Raw genomic sequence first — 14,199 nt, 5'->3', positions numbered from 1 at the left:
TCAGCGGCCGCCGAACATGAACTTCCGCAGCGCGGCCAGCAGCCCCCTGGTCTGGCTGTCGCCGCCGCCCGCGTGGGCCGGCACCGGCGTCGGTGCCGGCTCCGCGCGGTGGGTGACGCCCGCGCCGAGCTCGTAGCGGACCGGCAGCAGTCGCAGCCCCCGCACCACCGGCCCCGACCGCCAGGGCAACTGGTCCGGGGGCAGGGTGAGTTCCGCGCGGGTGAAGTGGTCGAGGAACCGGCCCACCGCGGTCGAGACGATCATGCCGCCCAACTCCCGTGCGGCGCTGGGGCACTGGTGCGGACCGGCACCCCACCCCAGATGCGCCCGGGTGGACACCGTGGCCCCCACCAGGTGGGAGGAGCTGAGCGCCAGCAGTTCCTGGTGCGCGGCCGCCGCCGACGGGGACACCGCGTCGCCCGCCCGCACCCACACCTTGCCCAGCCGTACGTCCCGCGCCGCGAACCGGAAGCACATGTTGGCCACGGGAGGATTGGCCAGCGCCGCCCGGTTGACCGTTTCGCCGAGCTGCCCGGCCGACAGGCTGCGCCGGACCGTGGCGTTCCCGCGCAGCACCTCCAGCAGCGTGTTGAGGACCATGTTCCCGGTGATGTCGTTCAGGTACACGGCGTTCATGAACAGCTCCCGCCCGAGCTGTTCGTCGCTCAGCCCGGGATCCGCGAGCAGCAGGTACGAGGTGAGGTCGTCCCCCGGCCGGGCCCGCCGGTGCGCGGCGAGCCGGGTGAACGCCCCGAGCGCGCGGGCCGTCGCGGGACCGGAGTCCGCTCCCCCGTCGAGCATCCGCCACAGGTCCATGACCAGCTCGTCGCCCAACTCCACGGGACAGCCGAACAGCTTGGTCGTCACCATCAGCAGCAACGGCCGGGTGTACTGCGCCCCGAGGTCCGCGAACCCCTTGGAGCCGGACTCCGCGGCCAGCATCCCGACCAGCTCGTCGGCGTAGCGGGCGACCGCGGCCCGTACCTCCCACCCCTCCGGGCTGCGCGCGTCCTGGAAGGGGCTGAGCGCCGAGTGATGTGTGCGCCGGGCCGCCAGATGCTCCTCGTCGTCCATGAACATCATCTGCCGTACCTCGTAACCGGCCAGCAGCGGCCAGTCCCGCGGCAGCCGGCCTTCCGCCCGGGCCCGCCAGTACCGGATGTCCCGGCGCCACAGGCTCTCGTTCCGCAGCACCTCGGTGACCTCGGTGTAGCCGAGCACCAGCCACACCGGCACTCCCAGCAGACCGACCGGCGCGACCGGCCCGTAGGTCGTGCGCAACCGCTCGTACACCGCGCCCGGGTCGACGTCGAACTCGGCGGTGAGCAGCGGTTCGACGGGGAGCGACCCGAGGGTGGGACCGTCGGCCGGCGGGGTCGCGTGGGCATGGGCTTCCATGTGCACACGCTTACCGCACCGACCGTGCACGAGCAGTGACTCGGACGTGAACTGTTACTTGTTGGTGATGACTGCTCCTCAGTCCGTGACCAGTGCCTTCGGCAGTCGGCCCGTGTGCAGGACGCCCAGCCGCTGGGTCGCGCGGGTCAGTGCCACATAGAGGTCGCTCGTGCCGTACAGCGCCGGCTCGACCACGAGCACCGAGTCGAATTCGAGTCCCTTGGACTGGCGGGGGTCGAGCAGGACGACGGTCCGGGTCAGGTCCGGTTCGGCGCCCGCGGTCACGCCGTCGAGGCGGGCCGCGAGCCTGCGGTGCAGATGGCGCGGGGCGATGACCGCGAGCCGCCCCTCGGCCGGGGTCAGCTCCTTCACGGCCTCCGCGACCGCGCCGGGCAGGTCGTCGGTGGCGCGCACCCAGGGCCGTACACCGGTGGAACGGACCGAACTCGGGGGTTCGAAGTCCGGGTTCTCCGCGCGTACGACGGCCGCCGCGAGGTCCATGATCTCGGCGGGGGTGCGGTAGTTGACGCCGAGGCGGGTGTGCTCCCAGCGGTCCTCGACGTACGGCTGAAGGATCTCCTGCCACGAGCCCACGCCCGCCGCCTCCGCGGTCTGCGCCGGGTCGCCGACCAGCGTCATCGAGCGGGTCGGGCTGCGCCGCATCAGCAGTCGCCAGGCCATCGGCGACAGCTCCTGCGCCTCGTCGACGATGATGTGCCCGAACGCCCAGGTGCGGTCGGCCGCCGCGCGTTCGGCGGCGCTGCGGTGGTCGTCCTCCTCCTGCCGCTCGGCGAACCGCTCCGCGTCGATGATGTCGTGGGCCGACAGCACCTCGGAGTCCTCGTCGTCGATGTCCTCGAACTCGTAGGTCCGCGAGGCGTACGACACGTCGAGCACGCCCTGCGCGTAGGCGATCTGGGTCTCGCGCTCGCGCTCGGCCAGCGCCCGCGCCACCCGCTCGTCCACGCCGAGGAGTTCGGCGGCCTCGTCGAGCAGGGGTACGTCCGCCACGGTCCAGCCCCGGGTCACCGGGCGGCGGATCGCGGCCGCGTCCTCGTCGGGGAGGTAACCGACCGGGTCGGCGAGGAAGTCGGCGACCAGCCGCTGCGGGGTCAGCCGCGGCCACAACTGGTCGATGGCGGCCCAGACTTCGGGGTTCTCGGCGATCTCGTCGCGGATCTGGGTGATGTCGGCCGGGTCGAGGAGGCTGCTGCCGTCGTAGGGGTCGGTGCCGACCCGCTCGGCGTACAGCTCGGTGAGCGTGTTGAGGATGTGGCCCTCGAAGTGCTCCCGCGCCACGTTGTGCGGCAGCCGGGCGGCCCGGGTCTTCTCACAGGCGACCTTGACCAGGCCGTCGTCGAGCATCAGGACCTCGCGGTCGTGCTCGATCGCGATCACCGGGTCGGGCAGTGCCTGCCAGTCGCGTACGACGTCGGCGAGGACGTCCGCCATGGCGGCGCGGCCCTTCACCGCGGCCGCCGCGCGGCTGTCGGTGGCGGTGGCCTTCACGCCGGGGAAGAGCTCGCCGACCGTGGCGAGGAGCACCCCGGTCTCGCCCAGGGAGGGCAGCACCTCGCCGATGTAGCCGAGGAAGGCGGGGTTGGGGCCGACGATCAGGACGGCCCGCTTGGCGAGCAACTCCCGGTGTTCGTAGAGGAGATAGGCGGCCCGGTGCAGGGCGACGGCCGTCTTGCCGGTACCGGGCCCGCCCTCGACCACGAGCACCCCGCGGTGGGGTGCGCGGATGATCTCGTCCTGCTCGGCCTGGATGGTCTGCACGATGTCGTGCATCCGGCCGGTGCGGGCGGCGTCGAGCGCGGCGAGCAGCACCGCGTCACCGGTGGGGTCCTCGTGCCCGGTCCTGGTCGCGTCCCCCAGGTCGAGGATCTCGTCGTGCAGGTCGGTGACGCGGCGGCCGTCGGTGCCGATGTGCCGGCGGCGGCGCAGGCCCATCGGGGTGTGGCCGGTGGCCAGGTAGAAGGGGCGGGCGACCTCGGCCCGCCAGTCGATGAGGATCGGGGTGCGCTCGGCGTCGTCGGTGCGCAGGCCGATCCGGCCGATGTGGTGGGTGACGCCCGAGGTGAGGTCGATCCGGCCGAAGCAGAGGGAGCCGTCGACCGCGTTCAGGGCGGCCAGCAGGCCGGAGCGCTCGGCGACCAGGATGTCCCGCTCCAGGCGGGCCTGCATCGGGGTGTTGCCCTGGGCGAGCGCGTCGGTGACCGACGCCTCGGTGTTGCCGCGCAGGGCGTCCACGTGTGCGTACAGGTGGTCGATGAATTCCTGCTCACCGCGAATTTCAGCACTGTTTGACAATTCCACTCCCGCGCAGATATACTGTGCTCACTAAGCCTCTTTGCGACTCAATCCCCATGAAGTCGCGAACCATTCAATATACGCAAAGAAATCCCCCGAGCACAATTGCTCGGGGGATTTCTTTCGTTCCCGGGGCCGGGGAATCAGATCACGTCGGCCAGTTCCTCCAGGAGGCGGCGCTTCGGCCGGGCTCCCACCATGGACTTCACCGGCTCGCCGCCGCGGAAGACCATGAAGGTGGGCATCGAGAGGACCTTGTAGGCGTTCGTGGTCTCCGGATTGAGATCCACGTTCAACTGCACCACCTTGAGGCGGTCGGCCTCCTCGGCGGCGAGGGCGTGCAGCACCGGCCCCATCTGCCGGCACGGCGGGCACCAGTCCGCCGTGAACTCCACCAGCACCGGCAACTCCGACCCGATCACCTCCGCGGCGAAATCCGCGTCCGTCACGTCGATCACAGTTCCTGTCCTCCCAGTTCGCACAGCGGATCCGTACCGTCGAGCATGGCCAGCCGGACTCCGATCTTCGCCCGCACCGCCTGCAACTCCCCTATCAGGGAGTCGAGTTCGTCCAGCTTGCGGCGGTAGACGTCGATCGACGCGGGACAGGTGTCGCCCTCCTCGTGCCCGGCCCGCAGACACTCCAGGAACGGCCGGGTCTCCTCCAGACCGAACCCGAAGTCCTGGAGGGTCCGGATCTGCCGGAGCAGCTTGAGGTCCGTCTCGTCGTAGGTGCGGTAGCCGTTCTCACCCCGCCGCCCGGGCAGCAGACCCCGCGCCTCGTAGTACCGCAGCGTCCGCGTGGTGGTCCCGGCCCGTGCGGCCAGCTCGCCGATTCGCATGCTGCGAAGGTAGCCCTTGACGCCGACGTCAAGGCAAGAGCGGTTTGCGTTCCACCGGCGAGGTCAGCACGATCGACGTCGTGGTGCGGCCGAGCGCGGAGACCGCCTCCAGGACCTCCTCCAGGTGGAGGGTGTCCCGGACGGCGGCCTTGAGGATCCAGCAGTCCTCGCCGACCACGTGGTGCACCTCGGTGATCTCGGGCCGCTCCATCAGCTCCAGGGTCCTCGGGTGCTTCAGGGTGTAGCCGCCGTGCGGGCTGACCCGGATGAACGCCTGGATGCCGTAGCCGAGCCGCCCCGGCACGACCTGGGCGCCGTAGCCGCTGATCACGCCCGCCGCCTCCAGCCGCCGTACCCGCTCGGTGACCGCCGCCGGGCTCAGTCGCACCCGGCGGCCCAGCTCGCTGAGCTTGATCCGGCCGTCGGTCTGCAGGAGCTCCAGAATCTGCCGGTCCACGGCGTCGAAACCTGCTGAGGTTTCGACGGCGGGAAGCCGTGATTGCCGTGGTTCTTTCGGCACTGATGCCTGAACTCCCATGGTTCCCCCTTCAGTACACGATGGTGTGCCAGGAGAATTATGGTCATGGAAACCGCACGCGAGGTCCTGGTCATCGGCGGCAGCCGCTATTTCGGCAAGCGGCTGATCGCACGGCTGCTGGCCGCCGGCGACCGGGTCACGGTCCTCAACCGGGGGTCGGCCGCGCCCCCCGCGGGGACGGTCCACCTGGTCGCCGACCGCGACGACGAGAGCTCACTGAACAGCGCGCTGGGCTCGCGCACCTTCGACGTGGTCGTCGACCAGGTCTGCTACACCCCGCGCCAGGCGGCCGTCGCCCGCCGGGTCTTCGCCGGGCGCACCCGCCGCTATGTGATGACCTCGACGGTCGAGGTGTACGAGTACGAAAACTCCATCGCCCCGGTACGCGAGGACGCCGTCGACCCGACGGCCGTGCCGGTGGACCTGGCCCTTCCCTGGCACGACCCCGATTTCCTGGAATCGCACTACGGCGAGGGAAAGCGGCAGGCGGAATCCGTGTTCTCGAAGGACCCCGTCTTTCCCTTCACGACCGTCCGCGTGGCCCACGTCCTGGGCGGTGCCGACGACTTCACCGGGCGGCTGGCGCACTACGCGGACCGCATCCGCACGGGCGAGCCCATAGCCGTCCCGGTCGACAACCAGGCGGCCACCTACATCCACGTCGAGGAGATCGCCGACTTCCTGGCCTGGGCGGTGGGCGAGGACTTCACCGGGCCGGTGAACGCCGCCTCCCACGGGCTGCTGAGCACCGGGGACCTGTGCGAGGCGGTGGCCGCGCACTTCCCCGACGGCGGGACGGTCCTCCGGCCGGTCGAGGTCGGCGAGGTCTCGCCGTTCTCCTTCACCCGCGCCTACGGCATGGACAACTCCCGTGCCGCCCGGCTCGGGTTCGCCTTCGGTGACGTACGGCGGTGGCTGCCGCGGGCCGTGTCCGAGACGCTCGGAGGGGCCGCCGCCTGAGACGCTCGGAGAGGACGCCGCCTGATACGCGGCGTGCGTCAGCGTGGTGGGCCGTGGTGGCCCCAGGGCGTGCCGGGGAGCCGGCGGCCGGGGGTCGGGCCCAGGTAGACGCCGCCGTAGAACTGCGGTCCGCCCTCGTCCTCCTCCTCGTCCGTCATCCAGTCCTCGTCCTCCAGGTCCTCGCCGCCGCGCACGCCGAGCAGCCGCCGGGTCAGCCGGTCCCGGTCGGAGAGGAGTTCGTCGAGGGCCTCGCGGACGTCCGCGGCCTCGGTGCGGGGCGCCTCGCGTTCGGCGGCGATCAGGACGGCCCGGCGGACCAGTTCCCGGGTGAAGGAGGCCGTCGTGCCCTCGGTGCGGGCCACGACCTCCTCGGCCACGTCCTGGTCGAGGTCGAGCGCGGAGCCGTACAGGCCGAGGAGGCGGGCGCGGCCCTCGGCGTCGGGCAGCGGGATCTCGACGGCGAGGTCGACGCGGCCCGGGCGCTGGACGAGGGCGGGTTCGAGGAGGTCGGCGCGGTTGGTGGTGAGGAGGAAGGCCACGTCGGCGTCGTCGCCGAGGCCGTCCATCTCGTTCAGCACCTGGAAGAGCAGGGGCTGTTCGCCTCCGCCGTAGTCGCGGGCCTCGGCGATCAGGTCGCAGTCCTCCAGGACGACGAGGGCGGGCTGGAGCATCCGGGCGAGCGAGCAGGCGGGGCCGATGGCGTCGATGCCCGTGCCGGACAGGATCACCACGGTGAACTGCGGGAGGTGGGAGAGGAGATAGCGGATCGTGTGGGTCTTGCCGGTGCCGGGAGGGCCGTAGAGGAGCAGGCCGCGGCGCAGGTGCTGGCCGGCCGCGCGGAGCTGCTCGCGGCGCCGGGCCACGCCGACGACCTGGCGCTCCACGCGCTCCAGGAGCCCGTCCGGCAGCACGATGTCCTCGCGGGCGAGGCCGGGGCGGCGGTGGAAGCGGAACGGGCCGAGGCCCGCGCCGAACTCCGCGCCCTCGAAGGAGAGGACCTGGCCGCGGAAGATGTTGTGCTCGCGCACGAGCCGGTCGATGTCGGCGAGCAGCCGGTCGCCGAACTCCTTGGTCTCCGCGAGGACTTCGAGCTCGACCTTGTTGCGGCCGTACTCGTCGGCGGGGCCGCGCAGCAGGACCGCGAACCGCTGGTCGCCCTCGGCGCCGAGGTAGAACCCGCAGGAGACGCACGGGAGTTCCTCGTCCGGGGAGATCGGCAGCTGGGCGTAGTCGACCGCGCCGATCACGAAACGGTCGTAACGGTCGGCGGATTCGAGGATGTCGCCGAGGGAGAGGTCGCCGTGGTGGCGGGCGCCGTGCAGGCCGACGAGTTCGTGGGAGCGGGCCTTCGCGTCCGCGGCGAACCACCGCTCCAGGGCGAGGTGGACGTTGGGGAGGTCGAAGGGCGGGTAGGCCGCCTTGACGACGGGGCGTTCACTGGGGGTGAAGCCGAGGTGTTCCCGCAGCCGCCTGCTGAGGTCGCGGGCCGCTTCCCGGGTCCTGTCCCGGGGACGCGCGACCGCCTCCAGGAATGCGTGGAACAGCTCACTCACCCGCTCCGTCGAGGCGGGCTCCCCCTCCACCCACTCCACCGACTCCCCCATACCCGCCTCCGTACGTCCGTCCGCCCCTGCACGCCGAGAACTCCAGCGTGGGGGCCGCGCGGGGCGGGGGTCAAAGGAATTGGGTCAAGTGACGGTGAAGGGCACGGAAAGGGGCGGCGAGTGATAAAGGGGGTACGGCCACCGCCTGAGGGGCACGCCCACCGACCCGGCACCGCGGGGCCGTGCCGATCCGCGGCCACCGCCGCGCGGGCGCGCCCGATCACGGCGAACCGGCGGCCACCGCCGGGCGGGCGCGCCCAGTCACAGCGAACCCCCGGCCGCCGCCGCGCGGACGCGTCCGGTCACAGCGAATCCACGGCCACCGCCACGCAGTCACGTCCAGTCACGGCGAACCCCCGGCCACCGCCGCGCAGGCGCGGCAGGTCACGGCGAATCCACGGCCACCGCCGCGCGGACGCGCCCGGTCACGGCGAACCCGCCGACCACCGCCACGCGGACGCGCCCGATCACAGCGAACCCCCGGCCTCAGACGGGCAGAACGCGGCACCCCGGAACCGGACCGGGCACCGTATGTCACCGGGGAGCCGCGACCCCCGTCCACGGCTCCCCGGCGTGCTCGGCGTACTCACGGGCCGCCTCCGGGCGTCCCGTGAGCAGCAGGAGCAGGGCCGCGATCGGGCCGCGCAGCTCCTCCCCCGCTCCCCGCGTCCAGGCGATGTCGGTGGCGACCAGGCGCACCTTCGGCAGCGGCCACGGCCGGGGCGGGAACCGCATGGTCCACACCCGCTCGGCGGAGTCCCGCGCGGCCACCGGCGGCACTGCCCGCCGCCGGCCGAGCGCGAGGGCGATGTCCTGGCCGTGGACGAGGAGGTCGAGGAGGGGCTCATGGGGTGACGTGGTCGGCGCGAGGCGGCGGGAGCCGATGGTCGCGCGCAGGTTGGCGACGATCTCACCGGTCGACAGGCCGGCCTCGCGGACCGCCGAGTCGTGGATCATCCGGTTCCAGTCCCCCCGGGCCCGGACCATCTCCCGCACGACCTGGCCCATGGAGTAGCGCGCCGCGATCGTCAGATGCGCGGCGACCTCCCGCACCCGCCAGTCCCCGCAGCGCGTCCGGGTCTCCCACTGCTCGGGGGTCAGGCCGTCCAGCAGGTCGGCCAGGCTCGCCCGCTCCTGGTCGACGATCCGCCAGAGCTCGTCGGTGTCCAGCACTGCGTCCGATACGGCACCCACGGGAATCACCCACTCAAGTGGTAAGCTTCTCTGACCAAAGTAGTCAGAGAGCCTGACCAGTGTCAAGCAGTGCGAGGAGTGCCGACGATGGTGGCGGAGAGCGAGCTCAACACGGGGCTGCTCCTGTTCCTCCCGTACCGGGCCCTGGAGAACCGGATCTTCGCCGCGCTCGCGGAGGCCGGCTTCGACGACTTCACGCCCGCCCAGGCCCGGGTCATGCAGCGCATCGGGCCGAACGGCACACGGTTGACGGAACTCGCCGAGCAGGCCCAGATCACCAAGCAGACCGCGGGCTTCCTGGTGGACCAGCTGGAGAAGGCGGGCTATGTCACCCGGCTCCCGGACCCGACCGACAAGCGGGCCCGGCTGGTGTGCCTGGCGGAGAAGGCGTCGTCGGCCCAGCGGATCGGCGCCGCGGTGGTCGCGGAGGTCGAGAAGGAGTGGGAGGAGCACATCGGCACCCGCCGCATGAGACAGCTGCGCGAGGCACTGACCCTGCTCCGGGAGATCACCGACCCGTGGGCCGAGCCTTCCTAGACGCCGACCGTCTTCGCCGCCTCCTCCACCTCCAGCAGCGACGCGCTCCGCCGTTCCTCCTCGAAGGCCCGGTGGCCGCCGCGCAGGCCGAACAGGCGCTTGGCGAGGAGGATGTAGAGGACGGCCAGGATGTTCAGGACCAGCGTGGTGATCTTCAACCAGCTGACGCGCTCGGTGAGTTCGTAGATCTCCAGCGGGAGGAACGCGGCCGTCGCGACCACCGTCAGATACTCCGCCCAGCGCCTGGCGTACCAGAGGCCGACCGCCTCGACGAGCTCGATCAGGGCGTACGCCAGCAGCAGTACGGCCACCAGGACCAGGGTGTGGTGCCGGTAGCCGAAGGTCTTCTGGACGGTGCCCACGACCGGCGAGTGGTCGAGGTCGTAGTGGAAGTGCTTGAACACCGGGCGGAAGACGTCCAGATACTCGTCGAAGAGCCGGCGCACCGCGTCCTTGCTGTTGCTGAACTTCCACACCGCCACCGCGGCCAGCACGATGAACACCCCGCGCACCGCCCGCTCGACCGCGAGGAAGCGCAGCACGAACAGGTCCCGCAGTACCTTGCCGCGCGGCACGAGGGGCGCGTGGTCCGCGGGTCCCGAGCCGTGCGGGTCGCCAAGAGCGAAGTCGCCGCAGCGCAGACAGCGCCAGGCCGCGCCGAGGGCGGTCTCCGCGTACAGCCGCTCCCGGAGGCCGGGTTCGTCCGGCGCGTACGTCACATGGCCGCGGCGCGCGCAGGTCCGGCGGTCCCAGTCGATCTTCATCCCCCGTGTGCCTCCGAAACCAAGAGCGTGCCGTCCGGGGACGGCACGCTAGTGGCGCGGGGTAAGAGTCCGGTGAGTCAGCGGGCGTCGACGAGTTCCCTCTCCTCGACCCGCGCCGTCTCCTCGGAGCCCTTGCGACCCGGCAGCAGCACCGCCACCAGGACCGTCCCGACGCCCAGCACGATCGCCCCGATCAGGCTCGTGTGCGCCACCGCGTCGGAGAAGGACGAGCCGACCGCGTCCGCCATCTGCCGTGCCCCGGTGGCGAGTTGTTCCGCCTGGGCCTTCAACTGGGCCGCCTGGTGCGGGTCGGTGGCCTGCGCGGCCCGCGCGGCGACCTGCCGGGCCTGCTCGCCGATGCCCTGCGCGACCGTGTATCCGGCGCCGACGGAGTCCTGGGCACCGGCCAGGGCGGACGCGGGGAGCCTGCTTCCGGCGGTGGCGGCGGAGAGGTGGTCCGAGTAGGAGGTCGCCAGCAGCGAGCCGAGGATCGCGATACCGAGCGAGCCGCCGAGTTCGATCGAGGTGTCGTTGACCGCGCCGCCGACGCCCAGTTCGGACTCCGGGAAGGCACCCATGATCGCGTCCGTGGCCGGCGAGAGGGCGAGGCCGATCGCCAGTCCCAGCACGATCAGGGGCGCGACGAAGTCGCCGTACGACGAACCCGCGTCGATGCGCGTGAGCAGCGCGAGGGCCGCCGTGCCGCCGACCATGCCCGCGGTGACCGTCCACTTCATGCCGACCCGCGGGGTGAGGAAGCCGGTCAGGGCCGAGCCGGCGAAGACCGCGCCGGCCAGCGGCAGCATCCGCAGACCGGTCTCCAGGGCGCTGTAGCCGAGGACGAACTGGAGGTGCTGGGTGAGGTAGTAGAAGGCGCCGAAGACGGCCAGGAAGAACAGGGCGACGGCGAGGTTGGAGCCCGCGAAGCCGCGGTCGGTGAAGCGGCGGACGTCGACGAGGGGGCGCGGGTGGCGCAGCTCCCGGACGACGAAGAGCACCAGGCCGATGCCCGCGATCACCGCGGCGGCGACGGCCTTGGCGTGCCAGCCGAAGTGCGGGCCCTCGATGATCATGTAGACCAGCGCGCCGATCCAGACGACCGACAGCAGTCCGCCGACGTAATCGATCCGGCCGCGTGCGGCGGCCCTGGACGGCGGGACGAGGACGAGCGCGGCGACGGCGGCGACGGCCGCGATCGGGACGTTGATCAGGAACGTCGAGGTCCAGGCGTGGTGCTCCAGGAGCGCACCCGCGACCAGCGGACCGGCCGCGATCGCCACACCGGAGGTCGCGGTCCACACGGTGATCGCCCTGGCCCGCTCACCGCGCGGGAAGGTCGCGGCGAGCAGGGACAGCGTGGCCGGCATGATCATGGCGGCGCCGGTGCCCATGATCGCGCGGGCCGCGATGACCGTCGTGGCACTGTCGGCGAGGGAGCCGAGGACCGCGCCGCCGCCGAAGACCCCGAGCCCTAGCAGGAGTGCGCCGCGGCGGCTGTACTTGTCGCCGATCGCGCCGAACAGAAGCATCAGGGCGGCGTACGGGACGGTGTAGCCGTCGATCACCCACTGCAGGTCGGCGCTGGACAGGCCGAGGTCCTCGGTCATGTCGGGCGCCGCGACCGTGAGGGCGGTGTTCGCCATCACGATGATCAGCAGGCTGAGGCACAGGACGAGCAGTGCCCACCAGCGGCGGGCGTAGGGGCGCTCCATCTTCTCGACCGGTTCGGTCATGACGAGTCGCATGGCAGGGGTGGCCTTCCTCAGCAGACTTGCACAGGCATGTGCATTTGCTCAACACTGTGCAATGTACGCCTGCTGCACAACACTGTGCAAGTCGGCGTGGGAAGGGGCACAATGACAGCCATGACCACGGGCCACTCCAGTCGCGCCGACGCCAACCGCCGACGCATCCTCGACGTCGCACTCACCGAACTGCTGCGCGACCCCGACGCGTCCATGGACCAGATCGCGCGCGCCGCGGGAGTCGTACGGCGGACCGTGTACGGCCACTTCCCGAACCGGGAGGCGCTGATCGGCACGCTCGTCGACGGTGCCGTGGAGGCGGTGGCGGCCGCGCACGCGGCGGGGCGCGAGGGCGCCGAGGATCTCGCACAGGCCGTGGCGGGCTCCGTGCTGGCGGTCTGGGAGGTCGCCGACCGCTACCGCATCCTGGTCGCGCTCGCCCAGCGCAGCGTCACCGTGCAGGGCATCCGGGAGCGGCTCGCACCCGTCCGCGCGGCCTGCACCGAGCTGCTCCAGCGCGGCCTCGACGAGGGCGTCTTCGTCTCACCGCTGCCCGCGCCCGCGCTGGCGTACGTCCACGAGCAGATGCTGTTCGCCGTCATGGAGGCGGTCAACGACGGCCTCCTGGCAGCGGAAGAGGCGGGCCGCTCCGCCGCGGTCACGACTCTGACCGCGGCGGGCGTACCCGCCTCTCTGGCCACCGCGCTGGTGGCGAAACTGAGCGACTGATCCTGCTGTACCGAATGGGTCCGGGCGGCCGGCCAACGGGGGAGTGTCCGACCGCCCGGGGAGGGTGAGCCGGGCCCGGGTTCAGGTCGGGCCCGACCCTGCTCTGGGGGCCCTCAGGCCTTGGCCAGCTCCTTCTCGCCGCCCTGCTCGGGGATCTCGGCCACGGGCTCGTCGTCGTCGTTGTCCAGGAGCGTCTTCTCGTCGAAGGGCAGGTGTCCCGCGAGCACCTGGTCGACCCGCTCGCGGTCGATCTCCTTGGTCCAGGTGCCGATCAGGACGGTGGCGACGGCGTTGCCCGCGAAGTTGGTCAGGGCGCGCGCCTCGCTCATGAAGCGGTCGATGCCGACGATCAGGCCGATGCCGTCCACCAGGGCGGGCTTGTGCGACTGAAGGCCGCCCGCCAGGGTCGCGAGACCGGCGCCGGTGACACCGGCGGCGCCCTTCGAGGCGACGAACAGGAACAGCAGCAGCGGGATCTGCTCGCTGACGGCCATCGGGGTGCCCATGGCGTCGGCGACGAACAGCGAGGCCATGGTCATGTAGATCATGGTGCCGTCGAGGTTGAAGGAGTAGCCGGTCGGGATGGTGATGCCGACCACCGGCTTGCTGACGCCCAGGTGCTCCATCTTCGCGATGACCCGCGGCAGCGCGGACTCGGAGGAGGAGGTCGACAGGATCAGCAGGAACTCACGGCTGAGGTACTTGAAGAGCGTGAAGATGTTCAGGCCCGCGACGAGCCGCAGCAGCGTGCCGAGCACGATGAAGACGAACAGCACGCAGGTGACGTAGAAGCCGAGCATCAGGACGGCGAGGCTCTTCAGGGCGTCGACACCGGCGGAGCCGACCACGGCGGCCATCGCGCCGAAGGCACCGATCGGGGCGGCCCACATCACCATGGCGAGGACCCGGAAGACGAGCCGCTGGATGTGCTCGACACCGCGCAGGATCGGCTGGCCGACGGAGCCCATGGCCTGGAGCGCGAAGCCGCACAGGAGCGCGATGAGCAGGGTCTGGAGGACCTCGCCCTCGGTGAAGGCGGAGACGAAGGTCGTCGGGATGATGCCGAGCAGGAACTCGGTGGTGTCCTTGGCCTCCGCGTCGACCTGGGCGTGACCGGCGTTCTTGACCGCGTCGGTGACGGCGAGGCCGGTGCCCGGCTCCAGGATGTTGCCGACGACCAGGCCGATGCCCAGTGCGACCAGCGACATGACCATGAAGTAGCCGAGGGCGATACCGCCGACGGCCCCGACCTTGGCGGCCTTCCGCACCGAGCCGATGCCGAGCACGATCGTGCAGAAGATGATCGGCGAGATCATCATCTTGATCAGGTTCACGAACCCGGTGCCGATCGGCTTCAGCTCGACCGCGAAGTCGGGCGCGACCAGGCCGACGGTGATACCGAGGGCGACCGCGACGATCACCGCGATGTACAGATAGTGGGTGCGGTCCTTCTTGACTGCGGGTGCCGTATCGGTGCTGGCTGCCACGGCTGCCCTCCTTGACGTCGTCGTCGGCATGACCGGCGTGCGGCTCACGTCCGGGCTTTTGAGGAATGCCGTGACTATCTCCTGCCCTG

General features: G+C 71.4%; 13 protein-coding genes. 3 read left to right on the top strand and 10 right to left on the bottom strand.

All coding sequences use genetic code 11. From position 1 onward, the window contains the following. The 5 genes from AC2XR2_RS30700 to AC2XR2_RS30680 all read right to left on the bottom strand — a co-directional run bounded on the left by AC2XR2_RS30700 (position 1) and on the right by AC2XR2_RS30680 (position 5,090). On the bottom strand, positions 1-1,398 hold the full coding sequence (locus tag AC2XR2_RS30700; RefSeq protein WP_449350944.1) for a cytochrome P450 family protein: 1,398 nt from the start codon (positions 1,396-1,398) through the stop codon (positions 1-3). Positions 1,399-1,476: 78 nt separating this feature from the next. Next, positions 1,477-3,693: a HelD family protein gene (locus AC2XR2_RS30695; protein ID WP_491518535.1), complete on the bottom strand. Its 2,217-nt coding sequence runs from the start codon at positions 3,691-3,693 to the stop codon at positions 1,477-1,479. Positions 3,694-3,854: 161 nt separating this feature from the next. Then, positions 3,855-4,169 (bottom strand): thioredoxin family protein, encoded by a 315-nt coding sequence (locus AC2XR2_RS30690; protein WP_330264377.1) that lies wholly within the window; start codon positions 4,167-4,169, stop codon positions 3,855-3,857. After that, positions 4,166-4,552, bottom strand: a complete 387-nt coding sequence (locus AC2XR2_RS30685) for a MerR family transcriptional regulator (RefSeq protein WP_330264378.1) — start codon at positions 4,550-4,552, stop codon at positions 4,166-4,168. Before AC2XR2_RS30685 ends, AC2XR2_RS30690 begins: the two co-directional genes overlap by 4 nt. A 28-nt stretch (positions 4,553-4,580) precedes the next feature. Next, positions 4,581-5,090 (bottom strand): Lrp/AsnC family transcriptional regulator, encoded by a 510-nt coding sequence (locus tag AC2XR2_RS30680; RefSeq protein ID WP_491516818.1) that lies wholly within the window; start codon positions 5,088-5,090, stop codon positions 4,581-4,583. Between the two features lie 45 nt (positions 5,091-5,135). On the opposite strand from AC2XR2_RS30680, the gene AC2XR2_RS30675 reads away from it, so the two are divergent. Next, positions 5,136-6,050, top strand: coding sequence for an NAD-dependent epimerase/dehydratase family protein (locus tag AC2XR2_RS30675; protein WP_491516817.1), 915 nt, complete (start codon positions 5,136-5,138; stop codon positions 6,048-6,050). A gap of 38 nt (positions 6,051-6,088) precedes the next feature. Here AC2XR2_RS30675 and AC2XR2_RS30670 read toward each other — a convergent pair whose 3' ends face one another. Beyond that, a complete protein-coding gene (locus AC2XR2_RS30670) occupies positions 6,089-7,654 on the bottom strand; it encodes an AAA family ATPase (protein ID WP_491516816.1) in 1,566 nt (521 codons plus the stop codon). A 534-nt stretch (positions 7,655-8,188) separates the two neighbouring features. After that, positions 8,189-8,857, bottom strand: coding sequence for a maleylpyruvate isomerase family mycothiol-dependent enzyme (locus tag AC2XR2_RS30665; RefSeq protein WP_491516815.1), 669 nt, complete (start codon positions 8,855-8,857; stop codon positions 8,189-8,191). A gap of 78 nt (positions 8,858-8,935) precedes the next feature. On the opposite strand from AC2XR2_RS30665, the gene AC2XR2_RS30660 reads away from it, so the two are divergent. Further along, a complete protein-coding gene (locus tag AC2XR2_RS30660; protein WP_491516814.1) occupies positions 8,936-9,385 on the top strand; it encodes a MarR family winged helix-turn-helix transcriptional regulator in 450 nt (149 codons plus the stop codon). On the opposite strand, the gene AC2XR2_RS30655 is transcribed toward AC2XR2_RS30660, so the two are convergent. After that, complete coding sequence (locus AC2XR2_RS30655; RefSeq protein ID WP_491516813.1) at positions 9,382-10,149, bottom strand: DUF2127 domain-containing protein; 768 nt, start codon at positions 10,147-10,149, stop codon at positions 9,382-9,384. The genes AC2XR2_RS30660 and AC2XR2_RS30655 overlap by 4 nt on opposite strands. A gap of 77 nt (positions 10,150-10,226) precedes the next feature. Next, positions 10,227-11,894 carry an MFS transporter gene (locus AC2XR2_RS30650; RefSeq protein WP_449350950.1) on the bottom strand — a complete coding sequence of 556 codons (1,668 nt, stop codon included), beginning with the start codon at positions 11,892-11,894 and terminating at the stop codon, positions 10,227-10,229. A 120-nt stretch (positions 11,895-12,014) separates the two neighbouring features. Here AC2XR2_RS30650 and AC2XR2_RS30645 point away from each other — a divergent pair, with 120 nt between their 5' ends. Further along, the gene (locus AC2XR2_RS30645; protein ID WP_330264385.1) at positions 12,015-12,623 is read left to right on the top strand and encodes a TetR/AcrR family transcriptional regulator; all 609 of its coding nucleotides are present in this window, start codon (positions 12,015-12,017) and stop codon (positions 12,621-12,623) included. A gap of 113 nt (positions 12,624-12,736) precedes the next feature. On the opposite strand, the gene AC2XR2_RS30640 is transcribed toward AC2XR2_RS30645, so the two are convergent. Beyond that, on the bottom strand, positions 12,737-14,110 hold the full coding sequence (locus AC2XR2_RS30640; RefSeq protein ID WP_381305886.1) for a cation:dicarboxylate symporter family transporter: 1,374 nt from the start codon (positions 14,108-14,110) through the stop codon (positions 12,737-12,739). Positions 14,111-14,199 lie beyond the last annotated feature (89 nt).

The sequence above is a fragment of the Streptomyces sp. LS-MS-L19 genome (genome assembly GCF_058382285.1).
This window is presented reverse-complemented; position numbering and strand designations above follow the sequence as displayed.

What these genes read in the sequence shown, in the direction of transcription:
- AC2XR2_RS30700 (WP_449350944.1), bottom strand. Translation starts at nt 1,398, where the DNA reads ATGGAAGCCCATGCCCACGCGACCCCGCCGGCCGACGGTCCCACCCTC.
- AC2XR2_RS30685 (WP_330264378.1), bottom strand. Translation starts at nt 4,552, where the DNA reads ATGCGAATCGGCGAGCTGGCCGCACGGGCCGGGACCACCACGCGGACG.
- AC2XR2_RS30680 (WP_491516818.1), bottom strand. Translation starts at nt 5,090, where the DNA reads ATGGGAGTTCAGGCATCAGTGCCGAAAGAACCACGGCAATCACGGCTT.
- AC2XR2_RS30675 (WP_491516817.1), top strand. Translation starts at nt 5,136, where the DNA reads ATGGAAACCGCACGCGAGGTCCTGGTCATCGGCGGCAGCCGCTATTTC.
- AC2XR2_RS30670 (WP_491516816.1), bottom strand. Translation starts at nt 7,654, where the DNA reads ATGGGGGAGTCGGTGGAGTGGGTGGAGGGGGAGCCCGCCTCGACGGAG.
- AC2XR2_RS30660 (WP_491516814.1), top strand. Translation starts at nt 8,936, where the DNA reads ATGGTGGCGGAGAGCGAGCTCAACACGGGGCTGCTCCTGTTCCTCCCG.
- AC2XR2_RS30655 (WP_491516813.1), bottom strand. Translation starts at nt 10,149, where the DNA reads ATGAAGATCGACTGGGACCGCCGGACCTGCGCGCGCCGCGGCCATGTG.
- AC2XR2_RS30650 (WP_449350950.1), bottom strand. Translation starts at nt 11,894, where the DNA reads ATGCGACTCGTCATGACCGAACCGGTCGAGAAGATGGAGCGCCCCTAC.
- AC2XR2_RS30645 (WP_330264385.1), top strand. Translation starts at nt 12,015, where the DNA reads ATGACCACGGGCCACTCCAGTCGCGCCGACGCCAACCGCCGACGCATC.